General features: G+C 63.0%; 10 protein-coding genes. 3 read left to right on the plus strand and 7 right to left on the minus strand.

Going from position 1 to position 14,897, the window contains the following annotated elements; all coding sequences use genetic code 11:
• Window positions 1–39: 39 nt before the first annotated feature.
• Window positions 40–1,341 carry a CitMHS family transporter gene (locus VE092_RS01875; RefSeq protein ID WP_234296576.1) on the minus strand — a complete coding sequence of 434 codons (1,302 nt, stop codon included), beginning with the start codon at window positions 1,339–1,341 and terminating at the stop codon, window positions 40–42.
• Between the two features lie 188 nt (window positions 1,342–1,529).
• Here VE092_RS01875 and VE092_RS01880 point away from each other — a divergent pair, with 188 nt between their 5' ends.
• Window positions 1,530–2,486 (plus strand): LysR family transcriptional regulator, encoded by a 957-nt coding sequence (locus VE092_RS01880; protein ID WP_324873250.1) that lies wholly within the window; start codon window positions 1,530–1,532, stop codon window positions 2,484–2,486.
• A gap of 19 nt (window positions 2,487–2,505) precedes the next feature.
• On the opposite strand, the gene VE092_RS01885 is transcribed toward VE092_RS01880, so the two are convergent.
• The 6 genes from VE092_RS01885 to VE092_RS01910 all read right to left on the minus strand — a co-directional run bounded on the left by VE092_RS01885 (window position 2,506) and on the right by VE092_RS01910 (window position 11,774).
• Entirely contained in the window at window positions 2,506–3,840 is a 1,335-nt protein-coding gene (locus VE092_RS01885) for a PAS domain-containing methyl-accepting chemotaxis protein (RefSeq protein WP_324873252.1), read from the minus strand.
• Window positions 3,841–4,158: 318 nt separating this feature from the next.
• Window positions 4,159–5,820 carry an MFS transporter gene (locus VE092_RS01890; RefSeq protein WP_324873254.1) on the minus strand — a complete coding sequence of 554 codons (1,662 nt, stop codon included), beginning with the start codon at window positions 5,818–5,820 and terminating at the stop codon, window positions 4,159–4,161.
• Window positions 5,821–6,406: 586 nt separating this feature from the next.
• Window positions 6,407–7,609 carry a TIGR03364 family FAD-dependent oxidoreductase gene (locus VE092_RS01895; protein ID WP_324873256.1) on the minus strand — a complete coding sequence of 401 codons (1,203 nt, stop codon included), beginning with the start codon at window positions 7,607–7,609 and terminating at the stop codon, window positions 6,407–6,409.
• 175 nt (window positions 7,610–7,784) lie between these two features.
• On the minus strand, window positions 7,785–8,768 hold the full coding sequence (locus tag VE092_RS01900; protein WP_414653390.1) for a putative 2-aminoethylphosphonate ABC transporter substrate-binding protein: 984 nt from the start codon (window positions 8,766–8,768) through the stop codon (window positions 7,785–7,787).
• A 131-nt stretch (window positions 8,769–8,899) separates the two neighbouring features.
• The gene (locus VE092_RS01905; protein WP_324873260.1) at window positions 8,900–10,645 is read right to left on the minus strand and encodes a putative 2-aminoethylphosphonate ABC transporter permease subunit; all 1,746 of its coding nucleotides are present in this window, start codon (window positions 10,643–10,645) and stop codon (window positions 8,900–8,902) included.
• 7 nt (window positions 10,646–10,652) lie between these two features.
• Window positions 10,653–11,774 carry a putative 2-aminoethylphosphonate ABC transporter ATP-binding protein gene (locus VE092_RS01910; RefSeq protein ID WP_324873262.1) on the minus strand — a complete coding sequence of 374 codons (1,122 nt, stop codon included), beginning with the start codon at window positions 11,772–11,774 and terminating at the stop codon, window positions 10,653–10,655.
• A gap of 287 nt (window positions 11,775–12,061) precedes the next feature.
• Here VE092_RS01910 and VE092_RS01915 point away from each other — a divergent pair, with 287 nt between their 5' ends.
• Window positions 12,062–12,604, plus strand: coding sequence for a hypothetical protein (locus tag VE092_RS01915; RefSeq protein WP_324873264.1), 543 nt, complete (start codon window positions 12,062–12,064; stop codon window positions 12,602–12,604).
• A 218-nt stretch (window positions 12,605–12,822) separates the two neighbouring features.
• The gene (locus VE092_RS01920) at window positions 12,823–14,742 is read left to right on the plus strand and encodes a SurA N-terminal domain-containing protein (protein ID WP_324873266.1); all 1,920 of its coding nucleotides are present in this window, start codon (window positions 12,823–12,825) and stop codon (window positions 14,740–14,742) included.
• Window positions 14,743–14,897: the final 155 nt, after the last annotated feature.

Raw genomic sequence — 14,897 nt, forward strand, 5'->3', positions numbered from 1 at the left:
TTCTCCAAAAACGTTTCTTTCCCGGGGCCGGTCGCTGGCTCAGAACAGCGGGAACAGGCCCAACACCACGCAGGCGATGGTCATCACCACCGAGGCGCCGAACAGGAAGGGAATGGTGTACTTCTGGTGGTCCGCCAGTTCAATGCCGGCCAGGCCGCACACCAGGAAGGTGGCCGGGGTCAGGGGGCTGACCGGGAAACCGGTGGTCATCTGGCCCAGCAGCGCCGCCTGCGCCACCTGGATGGTCGGTACGCCCAGCATGTGGCTGACCTCGGCGATCACCGGCAGCACGCCGAAATAGAAGGAATCCGGGTCGAACAGCAGCGACAACGGCATCGACAGCAGGCCCAGCACCACCGGAATATGGCCGGCCATGTCGGGCGGCACCAGGCCGACGGCCGTCTTGGCCATGGCGGTCAACATGCCGGACTTGGTCATGATGCCGGTGAACACGCCAGCGGCGAAGAGGATGCTGGCCATCAGCAATGCGGCCTTGGCATGGGCGTCGATGCGCTCGCGCTGCATGGTCACGTCGCGGTAGTTGATCATCAGGGCCAGTACCACGCCGATCATGAACATCACCACCGGATCGACCTTGCCGCTGATCATCACGCCCAGCACGAACACGGTGAGCACGATGTTGGCCCAGAAATTCTGCGGTCGGCGGATCTTCATTTGCGCCTCGGTCAGCTCATGCTGCTGCACGAAGTCCACCGTGGAACCCTTGCCCAGGCCGAGGCGACGTTCTTCCTTCAGGCCCAGCAGGTAGGAAGCGATGAAGACAAAGGCCAGCCCCACCAGCTGCACCGGCACCAGCGGCGTGAAGATGTCCGACACCGGGATATGCAGCGCCGCCGAGGCACGGATCATCGGCCCGGTCCACGGCAGGAAGTTCACCCCGGCCGCCAGCGAGGCCACGCAGGCCAGGATGCGCTTGTCGATGCCCAGCCGGTTGTATAGCGGCAGCATGGCCGGGATGGTGATCAGGAAGGTCACCGCGCCCGAGCCGTCCAGGTGGATCAGCAGCGCCAGCAGGGCGGTGCCCGGCACGATGCGCGTGGGCCGGCTGCCCACCGTCTTGAGGATACGACTGATGATGGGGTCCAGCATGCCGGCATCGGTGACGATGCCGAAGAACAGGATCGCAAACACGAACATGCCCGCTACCGGCGCAATGGCGGTCACGCCCTGGACGATGAACTTCGAGGTCTGCAGGCCGAAGCCACCGACCAGCGCAGCGATGATGGGAATGGCGATCAGCGCCACCAGCGGCGACATCTTCTTGGTGAGGATGGCGGTGAACAAGGATACGATCGTGACAAAGCCTAGCAGGGCTAACATGCGTGTCTCCGGTGTTTGGTTTGATGTTCTTGTGTTGTCATCACTTCCAACGCGCCGGATCATTGTTGTGTACTGAGGCTGCTGGGAGGTGAGCAGGGCGAGTGTAGGTGGCGGTCGATTTTGTTGTAAAGTCGCTTTTTTCGATTGATTGACCGGTTTTTCAGGATAATGGCCGGCCCACCTTCGCCATGCAAACCAATATCTCCACCCGCCTGTTGCAGGCCTTCCTGGCCCTGGTCGACTGCCGCCATTTCGGTCACGCGGCCGAGCGCTGCCACGTTTCGCAATCCGCCTTCAGCGCCATGATCCAGAAGCTGGAGGCCGCCGCCGGGGCGCGGCTGTTCGAGCGCGATACCCGCAATGTGACTCTGACGCCGGAAGGTGAACTGTTCGTGCAGGTGGCACGCCAGCTGGTGCACGACATCGAGGCTGCCTTTGCCGACATGAGCGATTATGTGGCGCGCCGCAAGGGCAGGGTGGCCATCGCCGCCTTGCCGTCGCTGGCGGCGGGCTGGCTGCCGCCGGTGCTGGCGGAATATCGGCGTCGCTATCCGGGGGTGATGCTGGAGCTGTTCGACGCCATTTCAGACCATTGCCTGGACCTGCTGCGCCAGGGCAAGGCCGATATCGCACTGACCGCGCCGGGACCGAACCTGCTGGAGTTCGATACCCGTCCGTTGTACAGCGATCCGTTCTACTTGGTCTGTCGGCGCGACCACAAGCTGGCCGGCAAGCGTCGCATCAAGGTGGCGCAACTGGCCGGCTGCGAGATGATCCACCTGGCCCGTTCCACCAGCGTACGCCAGCACCTGGATGCAGCCCTGCGCCCGGGCGCGGTGATCCATACCGGACTGGAAGTGGAGCACCTGGCTACCGTGGCCGCCCTGATCGAGAGCGGCCTGGGCGTGAGCGTGGTACCGGAACTGACCTTGTTCCAGTTCCGCCTGCCGGAGCTGGTGGCCATCCCGCTGGATGCACCTGACCTGGTGCGGCCCTTGCTGATCGTCACGCCCAAGGGGCGCAGCCTGTCGATTGCGGCGCAAGGCCTGATGGAGCTGGTGGAAGAGAAGGCGGGGCGGACGAACGCGTCCGGCCTGGCGAGCACGCCAAGGCCGGCCTCCAGGGTGCGTAGGTCTCCGTTGTGAGCTGCGTCAGTGGCCCGTTTTATTTCATCAGGATTTGCAACTGCTCCAACGCCCCGTTGACATGTTCGATCTCATTGGTCTGATTGTGGGCGGAAACGCTGATCGTCTCGATGATTTCACTGATGTTGTTGATCGATTCGACGATGGTGCTCATGGTCTTTCCCGCGTTCGTGACCAGGTCCGATCCCTCCCGGGCCTCGTTGACCGATTCGCCGATCAGGGTCTTGATCTCGCTGGCCGAGGCCGCCGTGCGTTGTGCCAGACTGCGCACTTCGCCGGCCACCACGGCAAATCCTCGCCCGTGCTCGCCGGCTCGTGCGGCCTCGACTGCCGCATTCAGGGCAAGCAGATTTGTGCGGAAGGTGATCTCGTCGATCACCGCGATGATCTCGGTAATCTTTGCCGCGCTGGCATTGATTGCGTTCATCTTATGAACGACTTCGTTCATGACGTCCCCTCCTTGCACAACGACGGAGGAGGTCGCCTTGACCAGATTGTTCGCCTTCTGCGCACTGCTGGCGCCTTCGCTGAGCGCGCCGGTCAGCCCCGTCACCGCTGCCTGCAGAGTCTGGGTAGCCTGGGTCTGGATGGTCACGTTGGTCGCGTATTTGACGATCTTGAAGACGCGTCCATTCATGTCGAAGATGGGGTTGTAGTTCGCCTGCAGCCACAAGGGATCGCCATTTTTCTTGACGCGGCGATACAGCCCTGCGTCAGCTTGCCCCATGCCCAGGCGATGCCAGAAGTCCTTGTATTGAGGAGATGCGCGTTCGCTCGGCTCGACGAAGATGGCGTGATGCTTGCCCTGGATTTCAGCAAGGGAATAGCCCACCGCCTGCAGGAAGTTGTCGTTGGCATGGAGTATGTTCCCTGCGATATCAAACTGGATCACGGCGCGAACCTTGTTGATCGCCTTGATCTGGCCCGAGAAATCGGCCACCTGTAGCTGCTGTTGCGTGACGTCGCGCGCATATTTGACGATCTTGAAGGGCCGTCCCCAAGCATCCATGATGGGATTGTAGGTGGCCTGAATCCAGACCTCGGCACCCGATTTCGTGATGCGACGATAGAGACTCTGTTCAAATTCGCCCCGCGCGAGTTTTTCCCAGAATCTTGAGTACGCCGGCGCATTGCGTTCTTCCTCTGCCACGAAGATGCGATGGTGCTGGCCTTTGATCTCGACGAGCGAGTAACCCATCAGATCGAGGAAATTCTTGTTGGCCTTGATGATTTTTCCGTCGAGGCTGAACTCAATGACGGCCAGCGCCTTGTCGATGGCGGCGAGCTGACCCAGCGTATCTGCTTTCTTCTTGCTGAGACGAGATAGGAATCGGAATGAATCAAGGAATGTCATGGAAAATGGCTTATATGGTTGGTTTTGTCATGCGTACTGGCAAGGCTGGCGCCCCCTCCTGAGAGGGATTTTCCTGCGCGCGACGCAGCGTCTGCGTCATTGGCCCTAGTGTATGAATCTTCAGCGACGCGTCCATCGGAGATTTCCTGATGGGCTTGTGTGGAGGATCGGAATGTTTTTTGCGGCGGGGGTGGGGGCAGGACACAACTTGAGCTTATTCGCGAGAGCCCGCAGGCATATCGACTGCCACGGTCGCGGCGGCCCAAACGAAACGCCCCGCGGCAAGGCGCGGGGCGTTAGAGCAGCTATGTCTTACTGTCAGTCGTGGATGTTGTTGTGCACGGTTTCCTTGACGAACAGCAGGCCGATCACGAAGGTGATCATGGCAATCACGATCGGGTACCACAGGCCGTAGTAGATGTCGCCCTTGAAGGCCACCAGCGCGAAGGAGGTGGTCGGCAGCAGGCCGCCAAACCAGCCATTACCGATGTGGTAGGGCATGGACATGGAGGTGTAGCGGATGCGGGTCGGGAACATTTCCACCAGGGCAGCGGCGATCGGGCCGTAGACCATGGTCACGTACAGCACCAGAATGAACAGCAGCAGCAGGACCATGGGCTTGTTCATCTGCTCCGGATCAGCCTTGCTCGGGTAGCCGGCAGCCTTGATGTCGTCAGCCAGTTCCTTGGACAGTTGCTTGTCCTTGGCGGCAGCGTCTTCCTTGGACAGGCCGTTGGCGTCATAGGAGGTGATCACGCGATCGCCGATCTTGACGGTGGCCACCGAGCCCGGTGCGCCTGCCACGTTCTGGTAGTTCACCGAAGCGGCCGACAGCTTGGCCTTGACGATGTCGCAGGACGAGGTGAACTTCTTGGTGCCGGTCGGGTTGAACTGGAACTGGCAGCTGGCCGGGTCGGCGGTCACGATCACCGGCGACTTTTGCAGAGCCGATTCCAGCGCCGGGTTGGCGAAGTGGGTCAGGCCATTGAAGATCGGGAAGTAGGTGACGGCGGCGATCAGGCAACCACCCAGGATGATGGGCTTGCGGCCGATCTTGTCCGACAGCGAACCGAAGAACAGGAAGAAGGGCGTGGCCAGCAGCAGCGCCAGGGCGATCAGGATGTTGGCGGTGGCACCATCGACCTTGAGGGTCTGGGTCAGGAAGAACAGGGCATAGAACTGGCCGGTGTACCACACCACGGCTTGACCTGCGGTCAGGCCCACCAGCGCCAGGATGACCAGCTTCAGGTTCTTCCACTGGCCGAAGGCTTCGGTCAGGGGGGCCTTGGAGGTCTTGCCTTCAGCCTTCATCTTCAGGAAGGCCGGCGACTCGTTCATGGACATGCGGATCCACACCGAGATGGCCAGCAGCAGGATGGAGACCAGGAAGGGAATGCGCCAGCCCCAGTCGGCGAAGGCGGCTTCACCCACCGAGGTACGCACGCCCAGGATCACCAGCAGCGACAGGAACAGGCCCATCGTGGCGGTGGTCTGGATCCAGGCGGTGAAGGCGCCGCGACGGCCTTCCGGCGCGTGTTCGGCCACGTAGGTGGCTGCACCACCGTACTCGCCGCCCAGGGCCAGGCCCTGCAGGATGCGCAGGATGATCAGGATGATCGGGGCAGTGATGCCGATGGAATTGTAGTTGGGCAGCACACCGACGATGAAGGTCGATGCGCCCATGATCAGGATGGTCACCAGGAAGGTGTACTTGCGACCGACCAGGTCACCCAGACGGCCGAACACCAGCGCGCCGAAGGGGCGCACGATGAAGCCGGCGGCAAAGGCCAGCAGGGCGAAGATGAAGGCAGTGTTGGGATCGGTGCCGGCGAAGAACTGCTTGGCGATGATGGCCGCGAGCGAGCCGTAGAGGTAGAAGTCATACCATTCGAAAACGGTGCCTAGCGACGAGGCGAAGATGACTTTCTTTTCCTCCGGTGTGATCCCGCGCGCAGTCGTGTTGACTGATGCTGTGGTCATGTTTGTCTCCTTGGTTTTAATTGATATTGCTACTGCATGGATGCCTGCGGTACCCGGGGTACGGACCCTGCGATGCAACAGGTGCAACAGATGCAACAGATGGTCGAATGGGGCGTTATGCAAGAACGCACCGGAGACAGCATGAAGATTTCTTCCCCCGCCTTCCCCGTCAGACACAAACCGCGATATTGGCTTCGCATTGCTTGCGTAAGGACCCACTTGTCCATGCCGGGAGTGTGCGACGTCAAACTTACGCAAGACTTGCTCCAAACTTACACAAGCTTACAGCGCAGGACAGCGATTTCTGGTTGCGCTGCAGCAGGCAAAGTGGCTTCCGGCAAGGCTTTGCGGGGCGCTGGCGGTTATTGCGATGCAGCGACGACGTCAGAGAGGCTCGCCTCTGTGCAGGCAATGGCTGAAGTTTTTTCTGTCAGGAACAGGCAGAAAAAACCGAAGCGGACGTCAGGGCAGGCGTAGCGGGAAGGAAAAGCGGAAGAGAACGCGGGGAAGGAAAGCGGACCGATCGAAAACCGGTGGCGCGGCAGCGTGGCCGCCGCGCCGGAGAGGGATGCCGAGGGTAAAACGATCAGGCCAGCGCCGTCGCCGGTGCCGGCTGGGCAGTGGGCGTGGGCAGGCTGTCGCCTTCCAGCAAAGCCTTGACCACGCGCTCGCCCAGACCCAGGCCCACGCTCATGCCGATGCCGGTATGCATCAGCACCACCGAGGTGTGGGCATCGATGGGCAGGGCCGAGAACGGTCCCGGTCCCTTGCTGCCATAGACGCCTTGCCAGCGCTCGATCACCTTGACCCGGGTGGCCAGGGTGTGTTCCACCAGGCCCAGCATCAGTTCATCGACCTCTTCGCTGTTGAAGGGCGGCGAATCGCTGCCGTAGTGGTGCGAATCGCCCACGATCAATTCCTGGTATGGGGTGGGGCTGACCAGCAGATGGATGCCGTGCTTGTTGAGCAGGGGCGCATTGGCCTCGATCTCGGCATGCACGGCACGCGCGGTCGGCAGGTCCGAGAAGGCGCCATAGTGGGTGCAGGACAGCCCGGTCAGCACTGCATGGGTCAGTGGCAGCGGCTCTTCGGTCTTCAGGCGCAGCATCTGCAGGCGGCACTGTTTCAGGTTCATCGGCTGCAGGCGATCAGCGAACAGGGTCAGGTAATCGTGACCCGAACAGACCACCACGCGCTCGGCACGGAATTCGCCGGCCGTGGTAGACAGGCGTCCATCAGAGGTGCCATGCACCAGGGTATTGAAGCGGAAATGCACGCCCTGCGAGTGCAGGTAGGCCACCAGCGCCGGCATGGCCTCGCGGGAATACAGTTGCAGGTCTTCGGTGCCATGCAGGGCCGAACGGTGATGGCGGAAACGGCCGTTGTAGAGGGCGTTGAGCTTGTCGCCTTCCAGCAGCGAGGCGCGGTAGTCGTACTGGCGGGCGCGCACCATCATGAATTCCTGCAGCACATCGTGCTCGGCCTCGCTGCGGGCAAACAGCAGGGTGCCGGCTTCGCGGGCGCTGAAGTGCGCGCGCGCGGCCAGGTGCAGCCAGATGGCGCGGCTTTCACGTGCCAGGTCCAGCATGATGCCGGGCGGCTGGCCGGTCACCAGGCCCATGCCGAAGTTGCGTACGGAAGCGCCCAGCGGGGTGCCGGTACGTTCGAACACGGCGACCTTGAGGCCGCGCTTGACGGCCGCATAGGCATGCGCCAGGCCGAGGATGCCGGAACCGACCACGGCCAGGTCGAAGTGTTGCGGATCGTGCTCTGAGGGGGATTGCGTCATGGGGATGGCTCCATCGGATACGTTTGCGAGATGTGTGCTACCTGTTGTGGACGGACGCTCTGTCGGCATCCTGTGATCCTCTCTGCGCGCCGTCGCAGGCTGGGCTGCGACGGCGGGGTGCTGCTCAGGGCCCGAAAGCTTCAGGCCTTCCTGCGGCATGCTTATTGCAGCGTACTCATTGCTTCTTTTCCGACTTGCTTTCGTAGCGCTTGCTCCACTCGGTCAGGATGCGATCACGGTTGGTGCTGGCCCAGGTGAAGTCGTTCTTGATCAGGCGCTTTTCGTAGTCGGCCGGCAGCAGTTCGTCCGGCTTGGCCACGCCCGGGATGGCGACCACGGCGAAGTTCTTTTCATACAGGGCCATGGCTTCCTTGCTGGCGGAGAAATCGGCCAGCTTCTTGGCTGCTTCCAGGTGCTTGCTGCCCTTGACGATGGCGGTGGCTTCGATGTCCCAGCCCAGGCCTTCGGCCGGCAGGATCACGTCGATGGGCGCGCCTTCCTTCTTGGTCTTCACGGCGCGGTACTCAAAGGCGATACCGATCGGGAATTCACCGGTGGCCGCCTGCTTGCAGGGCTTGGAGCCGGAGTGGGTGTACTGGCCGATGTTCTTGTGCAGGGCGTCCATGTAGGCCCAGCCCTTGTCTTCGCCCATCATCTGCAGCCAGGCCGAGACGTCCAGGTAGCCGGTACCGGAAGAGGCCGGATTGGGCATGACGATCTTGCCGGCATAGACCGGCTTGGTCAGGTCGGCCCAGGAAGTCGGCTTGGGCAGGCCCTGCTTCTGGGCTTCCACGGTGTTGAAGCAGATGGCCGAGGCCCACACGTCCATGCCGACCCAGGCCGGCGGATTGGCGGCGCTGCGGTACTTGGCGTCGATGGCCGACAGGCCTTGCGGTGCGTACGGGGTCAGCATGCCTTCCTTGTCCAGCAGGGCCAGGCTGGTGGCGGCCAGGCCCCAGATCACGTCGGCCTGCGGGTTGGCCTTTTCAGCCAGCAGCTTGGCGGTGACGATGCCGGTGGAGTCGCGTACCCACTTGATTTCGATGTCCGGATTGGCCTTCTGGAAGGCGGCCTGGTAGGCCTTGATCTGGTCGGCTTCGAGGGCGGTGTAGACGGTCAGCGTGGTGGCCGCGTGCACGGCCGGTGCCGCCAGCAGCATGCCGGCGCCGATCACCGATGCGAGCAGGGAAAACAGCTTGGTTTTTTTCATGATGGCCTTCGTCTGTGAATGGCTGGGTTGAAAAAGCGTCGGAAAACGCGAGGGTAGAAACGGGCAATGAAAGCGGGCGGTCAGTGGGAGCGTCCACGACGCCAGGCCTGGGCACGCGCCAGCCAGCGGCTACCGGCCAGGTGCATCAGCAGCGCGGCGGCGGCCGAGGTCAGCAGGATCAGGGTGGACATGGCAGCGGCCGGGCCGACATCGCCGGCATCATCCATGTTCAGCACCGCCACCGAGGCCAGTACGGTGTCCGGGCGGTACAGGAAGATCACCGCCGAGACCGTGGTCATCGAGGAGACGAACAGGTAGCGGAAGATCTCCAGCATCTGCGGCAGGCATAGCGGCACGGTGACCCGGATAAAGGTCTTCAGCAGCGGCACCTTCAGCGACAGCGAGGCCGCCTCGAATTCCGGATCGAGCTGCTTGAGGGCGGTGACGGCCGTGAGGTGGGCCGTGGTGTAGAAGTGCACGATGCAGCAGAGCACCAGCAGGCTCATCGTCCCGTACAGGAAGTTGAAGGGATTGGCCGGATGGTTGAAGAACAGCAGGCTGCCCAGGCCCAGCACCAGCCCCGGCACCGCCATCGGCAGGAAGCACAGCATGCGCAGCAGTGCGGACAGCGGCGCCTGGCCACGGGTCTTTTCCATCAGCCATGCACCGCTGAAGATCACCATGGTGCCGACCACGCTGGTGCCGCAGGCCAGTTTCAGGCTGTTGAAATAGGCCAGCCAGCCACCGCCATCCATGTTGTCGAAGTCGTAGTGCTGCAGCGTCAGTTGCAGGTTGTAGGGCCACAGCTTGACCAGCGAGGCGCCCATGGCCACCACGATCATCATCAGGATGGCGGCGGCGATCAAGGCCACTGCCAGCAGGTTCAGGCCATCACGCCGCCAGTCGGGGCGGGGCACATAGACTTCCGAGCGGCTGCTCATGTTGGCGCGCTGGCGGCGCTGCAGCCAGCCGTCCAGGGCGAAGGTCAGCAGGGCCGGCACCAGCAGCAGCAAGCCGATCAGCGCACCGCGTCCGAACTGCTGCTGGCCGACCACCGCCTTGTAGGCTTCCACCGCCAGCACGCTGTAGGCGCCACCGGTGATCTTCGGCACGCCGAAGTCGGTGATGGTGAGCGTGAAGACCAGACACAGCGCGCCGAAGATGCCATAGCGCGTGGCCGGCAGGGTGACCGTGCGGAAGATGCGCCAGCGCGAGGCGCCCATGGCATGGGCGGCGTCGTAGAGGCGTCCGTCGGCCTGCGACAGGGCCGACAGGAGAATCATCATGGCATGCGGGAAGGTGTAGAACACTTCACCCAGCAGGATGCCCCAGAAGCCATAGATGCTGCCGTCCATCCATTCCTTGAACAGCCCCTGGTTGCCGAACAGGTAGATCAGCGCGATGCCCGGCAGCAGCGACGGTGCCAGCAGCGGCAACAGGCCGATCCCGCGCCACAGGCCCTTGAAGGGGATGCAGGTACGCTGCAGGGCGTAGGCGAAGACATAGGCCAGCGGCACCGTCACCACGGCGGTCACAGCCGAGACCCAGAGGCTGCGCCCCAGCATGGGCAGGAAATTGATGTTGGCGAAGAGTGCCATCAGCGGTGCCGCACCGGCCCAGCTGCCATCGGGCTGCAGCACCGCCTGCGCCAGGATGAACAGCAACGGCCCACCCAGGCCGACCAGCAGCACCACCAGCAACAGCCACTTGAAGCCGGCCAGCAGGCCCTGGCTGCGATCGACCGTGCTCATGGGCAGGGCCGGGGCAGGCTGCACGGATGGTTCGATCGCCATGGCGGACGAAGAAAGGGAGGAGGGCATGCTCATCGCAGATTCAGGCAAACACCTGCAGGGCCTGGCGCGGCAGGGCCACCCACAGGCCGTCGTTGGCGGGCAGGGCGGCCAGGCGTTCATGGGCCTGGTCGCTGACATCGGCCAGCAGGGTCTGGCCGGGCAGCGCGTCGGCGGCCAGTGCCAGGCGGTAGCGGTTACCCAGGTAGATGCGGTCGGTCACCCGCGCCTGGAAACGGTTGGCGGTGGCGTCGGTGGCGAACAGTTCGACCGATTCCGGACGGCAGAACAGGCGGCCGCTGGGCAGTTCGGCTTCCTCGGCCTGGATTTCCAGGCGCAGCGCTCCCACCGCGACCTGCGAGCCGGAGATGCGGGTAAAGGGCAGCCAGTTGGCATGGCCGATGAAGTCGGCCACGAAGGGCGTGGCCGGGCGCCGGTAGATCTCGGCCGGTGTGCCGAACTGTTCGATGCGACCGTGCTGCATCACGGCGATGCGGTCGGCCATGACCATGGCTTCTTCCTGATCGTGGGTGACCATCAGGGTGGTGATGCCGAACTGCTTTTGCAGGCGGCGGATTTCCAGTTGCAGGTGTTCGCGCACCTGGGCATCCAGGGCCGACAGCGGTTCGTCCAGCAGCAGCAGGGATGGCGACGGCGCCAGTGCGCGGGCCAGTGCCACGCGCTGTTGCTGCCCGCCGGAGAGCTGGCCGGGATACTTGGCCTGGCTGCCGCCCAGGCCGACCATGTCCAGCATGGCCGCGACCCGATCCCGGCGTGCATCACGCTTCATGCCGGTGAGGCCGTAGGCGACGTTATCGGCCACCGTCAGGTTGGGAAACAGGGCATAGGACTGGAACAGGATGCCGTAGTCGCGCGCCTGGGGTGGCAGGTAGGAGATATCGCGTCCGCCGGCGTGGAGCTGGCCGGCGTCCTGGCGTTCCAGCCCGGCGATGGTGCGCAGCAGGGTGGTCTTGCCGCATCCGGACGGCCCCAGCAGGCAGACCATCTCACCGCGACGCACTTCCAGCGACACCCGATCCAGCGCGGTGAAGGCGCCAAAGCGCTTTTCGATGCCCTGCACGGTCAGGAAGCCGGTCTCGCTGTGTTCCTGCGGGTCCTGGCCGGGCGGCAGCGCAAGCGCGGCGGAAGAAGGATTGTGCATCATCTCGGAAGTGGTCTCGCTAGCTCGCGTTGTTGCCCAAACGCAGCGCCCGTGCGGAGTTGCGGGGCGCAGCCGGGGGTGGAAAGCATGCGGATGGTACGGTGAAAATATGACTGCTGGATGACACCCCCTGCTGCAATAGCGGACCGGAATCCTTGCTATAGATTGAAGCTATGGATGCCCGCCCAGACTCCCGGCGGCAGGGAATCGGCACGGCGATTTGCAGTCAAATCCTTCATTGACGAGCGGCATTGAGTGAATCAAGATCGTTCATCTGAGAGGAGACCAGAATGAATACACGCACCAGGCCGGCGCGCCTGTCGAAGACGCCCCGGCAGTTGCTCAGGCGACTGGCCATCTCGGGCGTAGGCGTAGCGGCCATGCTGGCCGCCTGCTCGGCGCCGGAAAGTACCCAGGAATCCCGTGACGAGCTGGCGCGCACCCTCATCGAGCAAAAAAAGACCACCGAAGACGGTACCTCCACGGCGACCACCGTGGATGGCTACAAGGTCGACCTGGCCAAGCGCATTTCCCAGGTCAACTTCACCAGTGTCTATGTGGAAAGGCCGCAGGCCTTGCTGCGCTCGGTGATCGTGATCAAGTACATCGTCGATGGGGATGGCAATCTGGTCAAAAGTGAAATCCTGCGCAGCAATCGCGACAAGCACGCCGAAGCCAGCGCCCTGGGCAGTCTGAAGACGGCCGCACCCTTTCCCAAACCGCCACCGGCGCTGTTGAAGCAGGGCCGCATCGAACTCTCGGAGAGTTGGCTGTTCAATAATGACGGCCGTTTCCAGCTGCGCAGCGTGGCCCTGGCCCAGATGGACCGTTAAGGCGGGCAGGAGCGCGGCGGCGGCCCGTCAAAGATGCCGCAGGGCATTGGCATGTGTATAATGTCGCGCGAGCACGACGGTGTGCGTTGTGCGTCCCGGGCCCCAGGGCCTGCGCCGGATCAGGGCGAACGCGAGTTCGCCCTTTTTATTATCCGCGGACGCCCGGCGGCAGTCCTCGCTGACCTTCATTGACCAGATCGTTTATTGATTGGCTATTCATGTTTGATTTCATTCGTACTCACCAGCGCCTGATGCAGTTCCTGCTGCTGCTGTTCATCTTCCCGTCGTTCGCCTTCTTCGGCCTGGAAGGCTACAGCCGCCTGACCGACGACAGCGGCGTGGCCAAGGTGGCCGGCCAGACCATCACCAAGGAAGAATGGGACGCCGCGCACCGCCAGCAACTGGAGCGCATGCGCCAGGTGTACGGCAGCCAGTTCGACAGCAAGCTCTTCGATAGCCCGCAGGCACGTCGCGCCATCCTGGACAACCTGATCGCTCAGCGCGCTCTGGGCGCCGAAGTGGTGGCCAACAAGCTGGTGGTGCCGGACCAGGTGCTGCAGCAGAGCATCCTGCAGATTCCCGGTCTGACCAAGCCGGACGGCAGCTTCGACAACGAACAGTACCGCGTGCTGCTGGCGGCCCAGGGCATGACGCCCAAGTCCTATGAAGCCGGACTGCGCCGTGAGTTGGCCGTGCAGCAGTTGAATGCCGCGATCCAGAGCACCGCCTTCGCCCCCAAGACCGTGGCCGAGAACCTGTCCAACCTGAACGACCAGGAACGCACGGTGCAGATGCTCAACTTCAAGCCGGACAGCTACGCCGCCCAGGTCAAGGTGAGCGACGACATGCTCAAGGCCTACTATGACAAGAACGGCGCCCGCTTCGAGACCCCGGAGCAGGCCGACATAGAATACGTGGTGCTGGACGCCGCTGCCGTCGCTTCCCAGGCCGTCGTCACCGACGACGACATCAAGGCCTACTACGAGCAGAACCAGAAGCAATACGCTACCGAAGAACAGCGTCGTGCCAGCCACATCCTGATCACCGTCAAGAAGGACGCACCGGCAGCCGAGAAGGCCGCCGCCAAGGCCAAGGCCGAGGGCCTGGTGGCGCAATTGCGCAAGAACCCGGGCGATTTCGCCAAGCTGGCCAAGGCCAACTCGCAGGACCCCGGTTCGGCTGAAAACGGCGGTGATCTGGGCTACTTTGCCAAGGGCGCCATGGTGAAGCCCTTCGAAGATGCCGCCTTCAGCCTCAAGCAGGGCGAGATCAGCGATCCGGTGGAATCCGACTTCGGCTATCACGTGATCGAAGTGACCGGCATCAAGCCGGCTGCGGTCAAGCCGCTGGAAGCGGTCAAGGCCGAGATCGGCGCCGAGATCAAGAAGCAGATCGCCGCCAAGAAGTATTCGGAAATGGCCGATCAGTTCAACAACCTGGTCTATGAAAACGGCGACAGCCTCAAGGCCGTCTCCGACAAGCTCAAGCTGAAGATCCAGACCGCTACCGGCGTGACCCGCACTCCCAACCCGGCCGCTGGCCCGCTGCCGTACAACAATGCCAAGTTCCTGACCGCGCTGTTTACCGACGACGTGATCAAGGCCAAGCACAATACCGAAGCCGTGCAGACTGCTCCCAATACCCTGGTGGCCGGCCGCATGACCAGCTACAAGCCGGTGGCCAAGCGTCCGTTCGAGGAGGTCAAGGCCGATGTGCAAAAGGCCGTGCTGCAGCAGGAAGAGCAGGCACTGGCGGTCAAGGCCGGCCAGGAACGCCTGGCACAGCTGCAGGCCAAGGATGACGCCACCGGTTTCAGCGAGGCCAAGGTGGTCTCGCGCGTGAAGTCCGACGGCTGGACCCAGGAAGCCTTCAATGCCGTCATGAAGGCCGATACTGCCAAGCTGCCGGCCTACGTCGGTGCCGAGACGCAGGGCCTGGGTTACCAGATCTACCGCGTCACCAAGGTGGAACAGCCCAAGACCGTCGACACCGCCCGCCGCAAGGCCGAGCAGGAACAGATCGTGGCCGCCTTGTCGCAACAGGAAGCCCTGGCTTACCTGGACTACCTGCGTGAAAAGGCCAAGACCAAGCTGCTCAAGGGTGCCGCTGCAGTCAGCGCGGATGACGCCGCCAAGTAAGCTGGCGTGACCCGCGACGGGGCATGTGCGCACCGGGATCGTGAATCGGCGCGCAGCCCCGCCCAGTTCAGGGGAGTTGTCGGCATGTCTGCCACAATTTACTAAAATATTTACCGAGGCCGCTTTTCCAGCGGCCTTTTTTGTTTCATCATGGA

The sequence above is a fragment of the Herbaspirillum sp. genome, assembly GCF_035644555.1.
GTDB lineage: Bacteria > Pseudomonadota > Gammaproteobacteria > Burkholderiales > Burkholderiaceae_D > Herbaspirillum.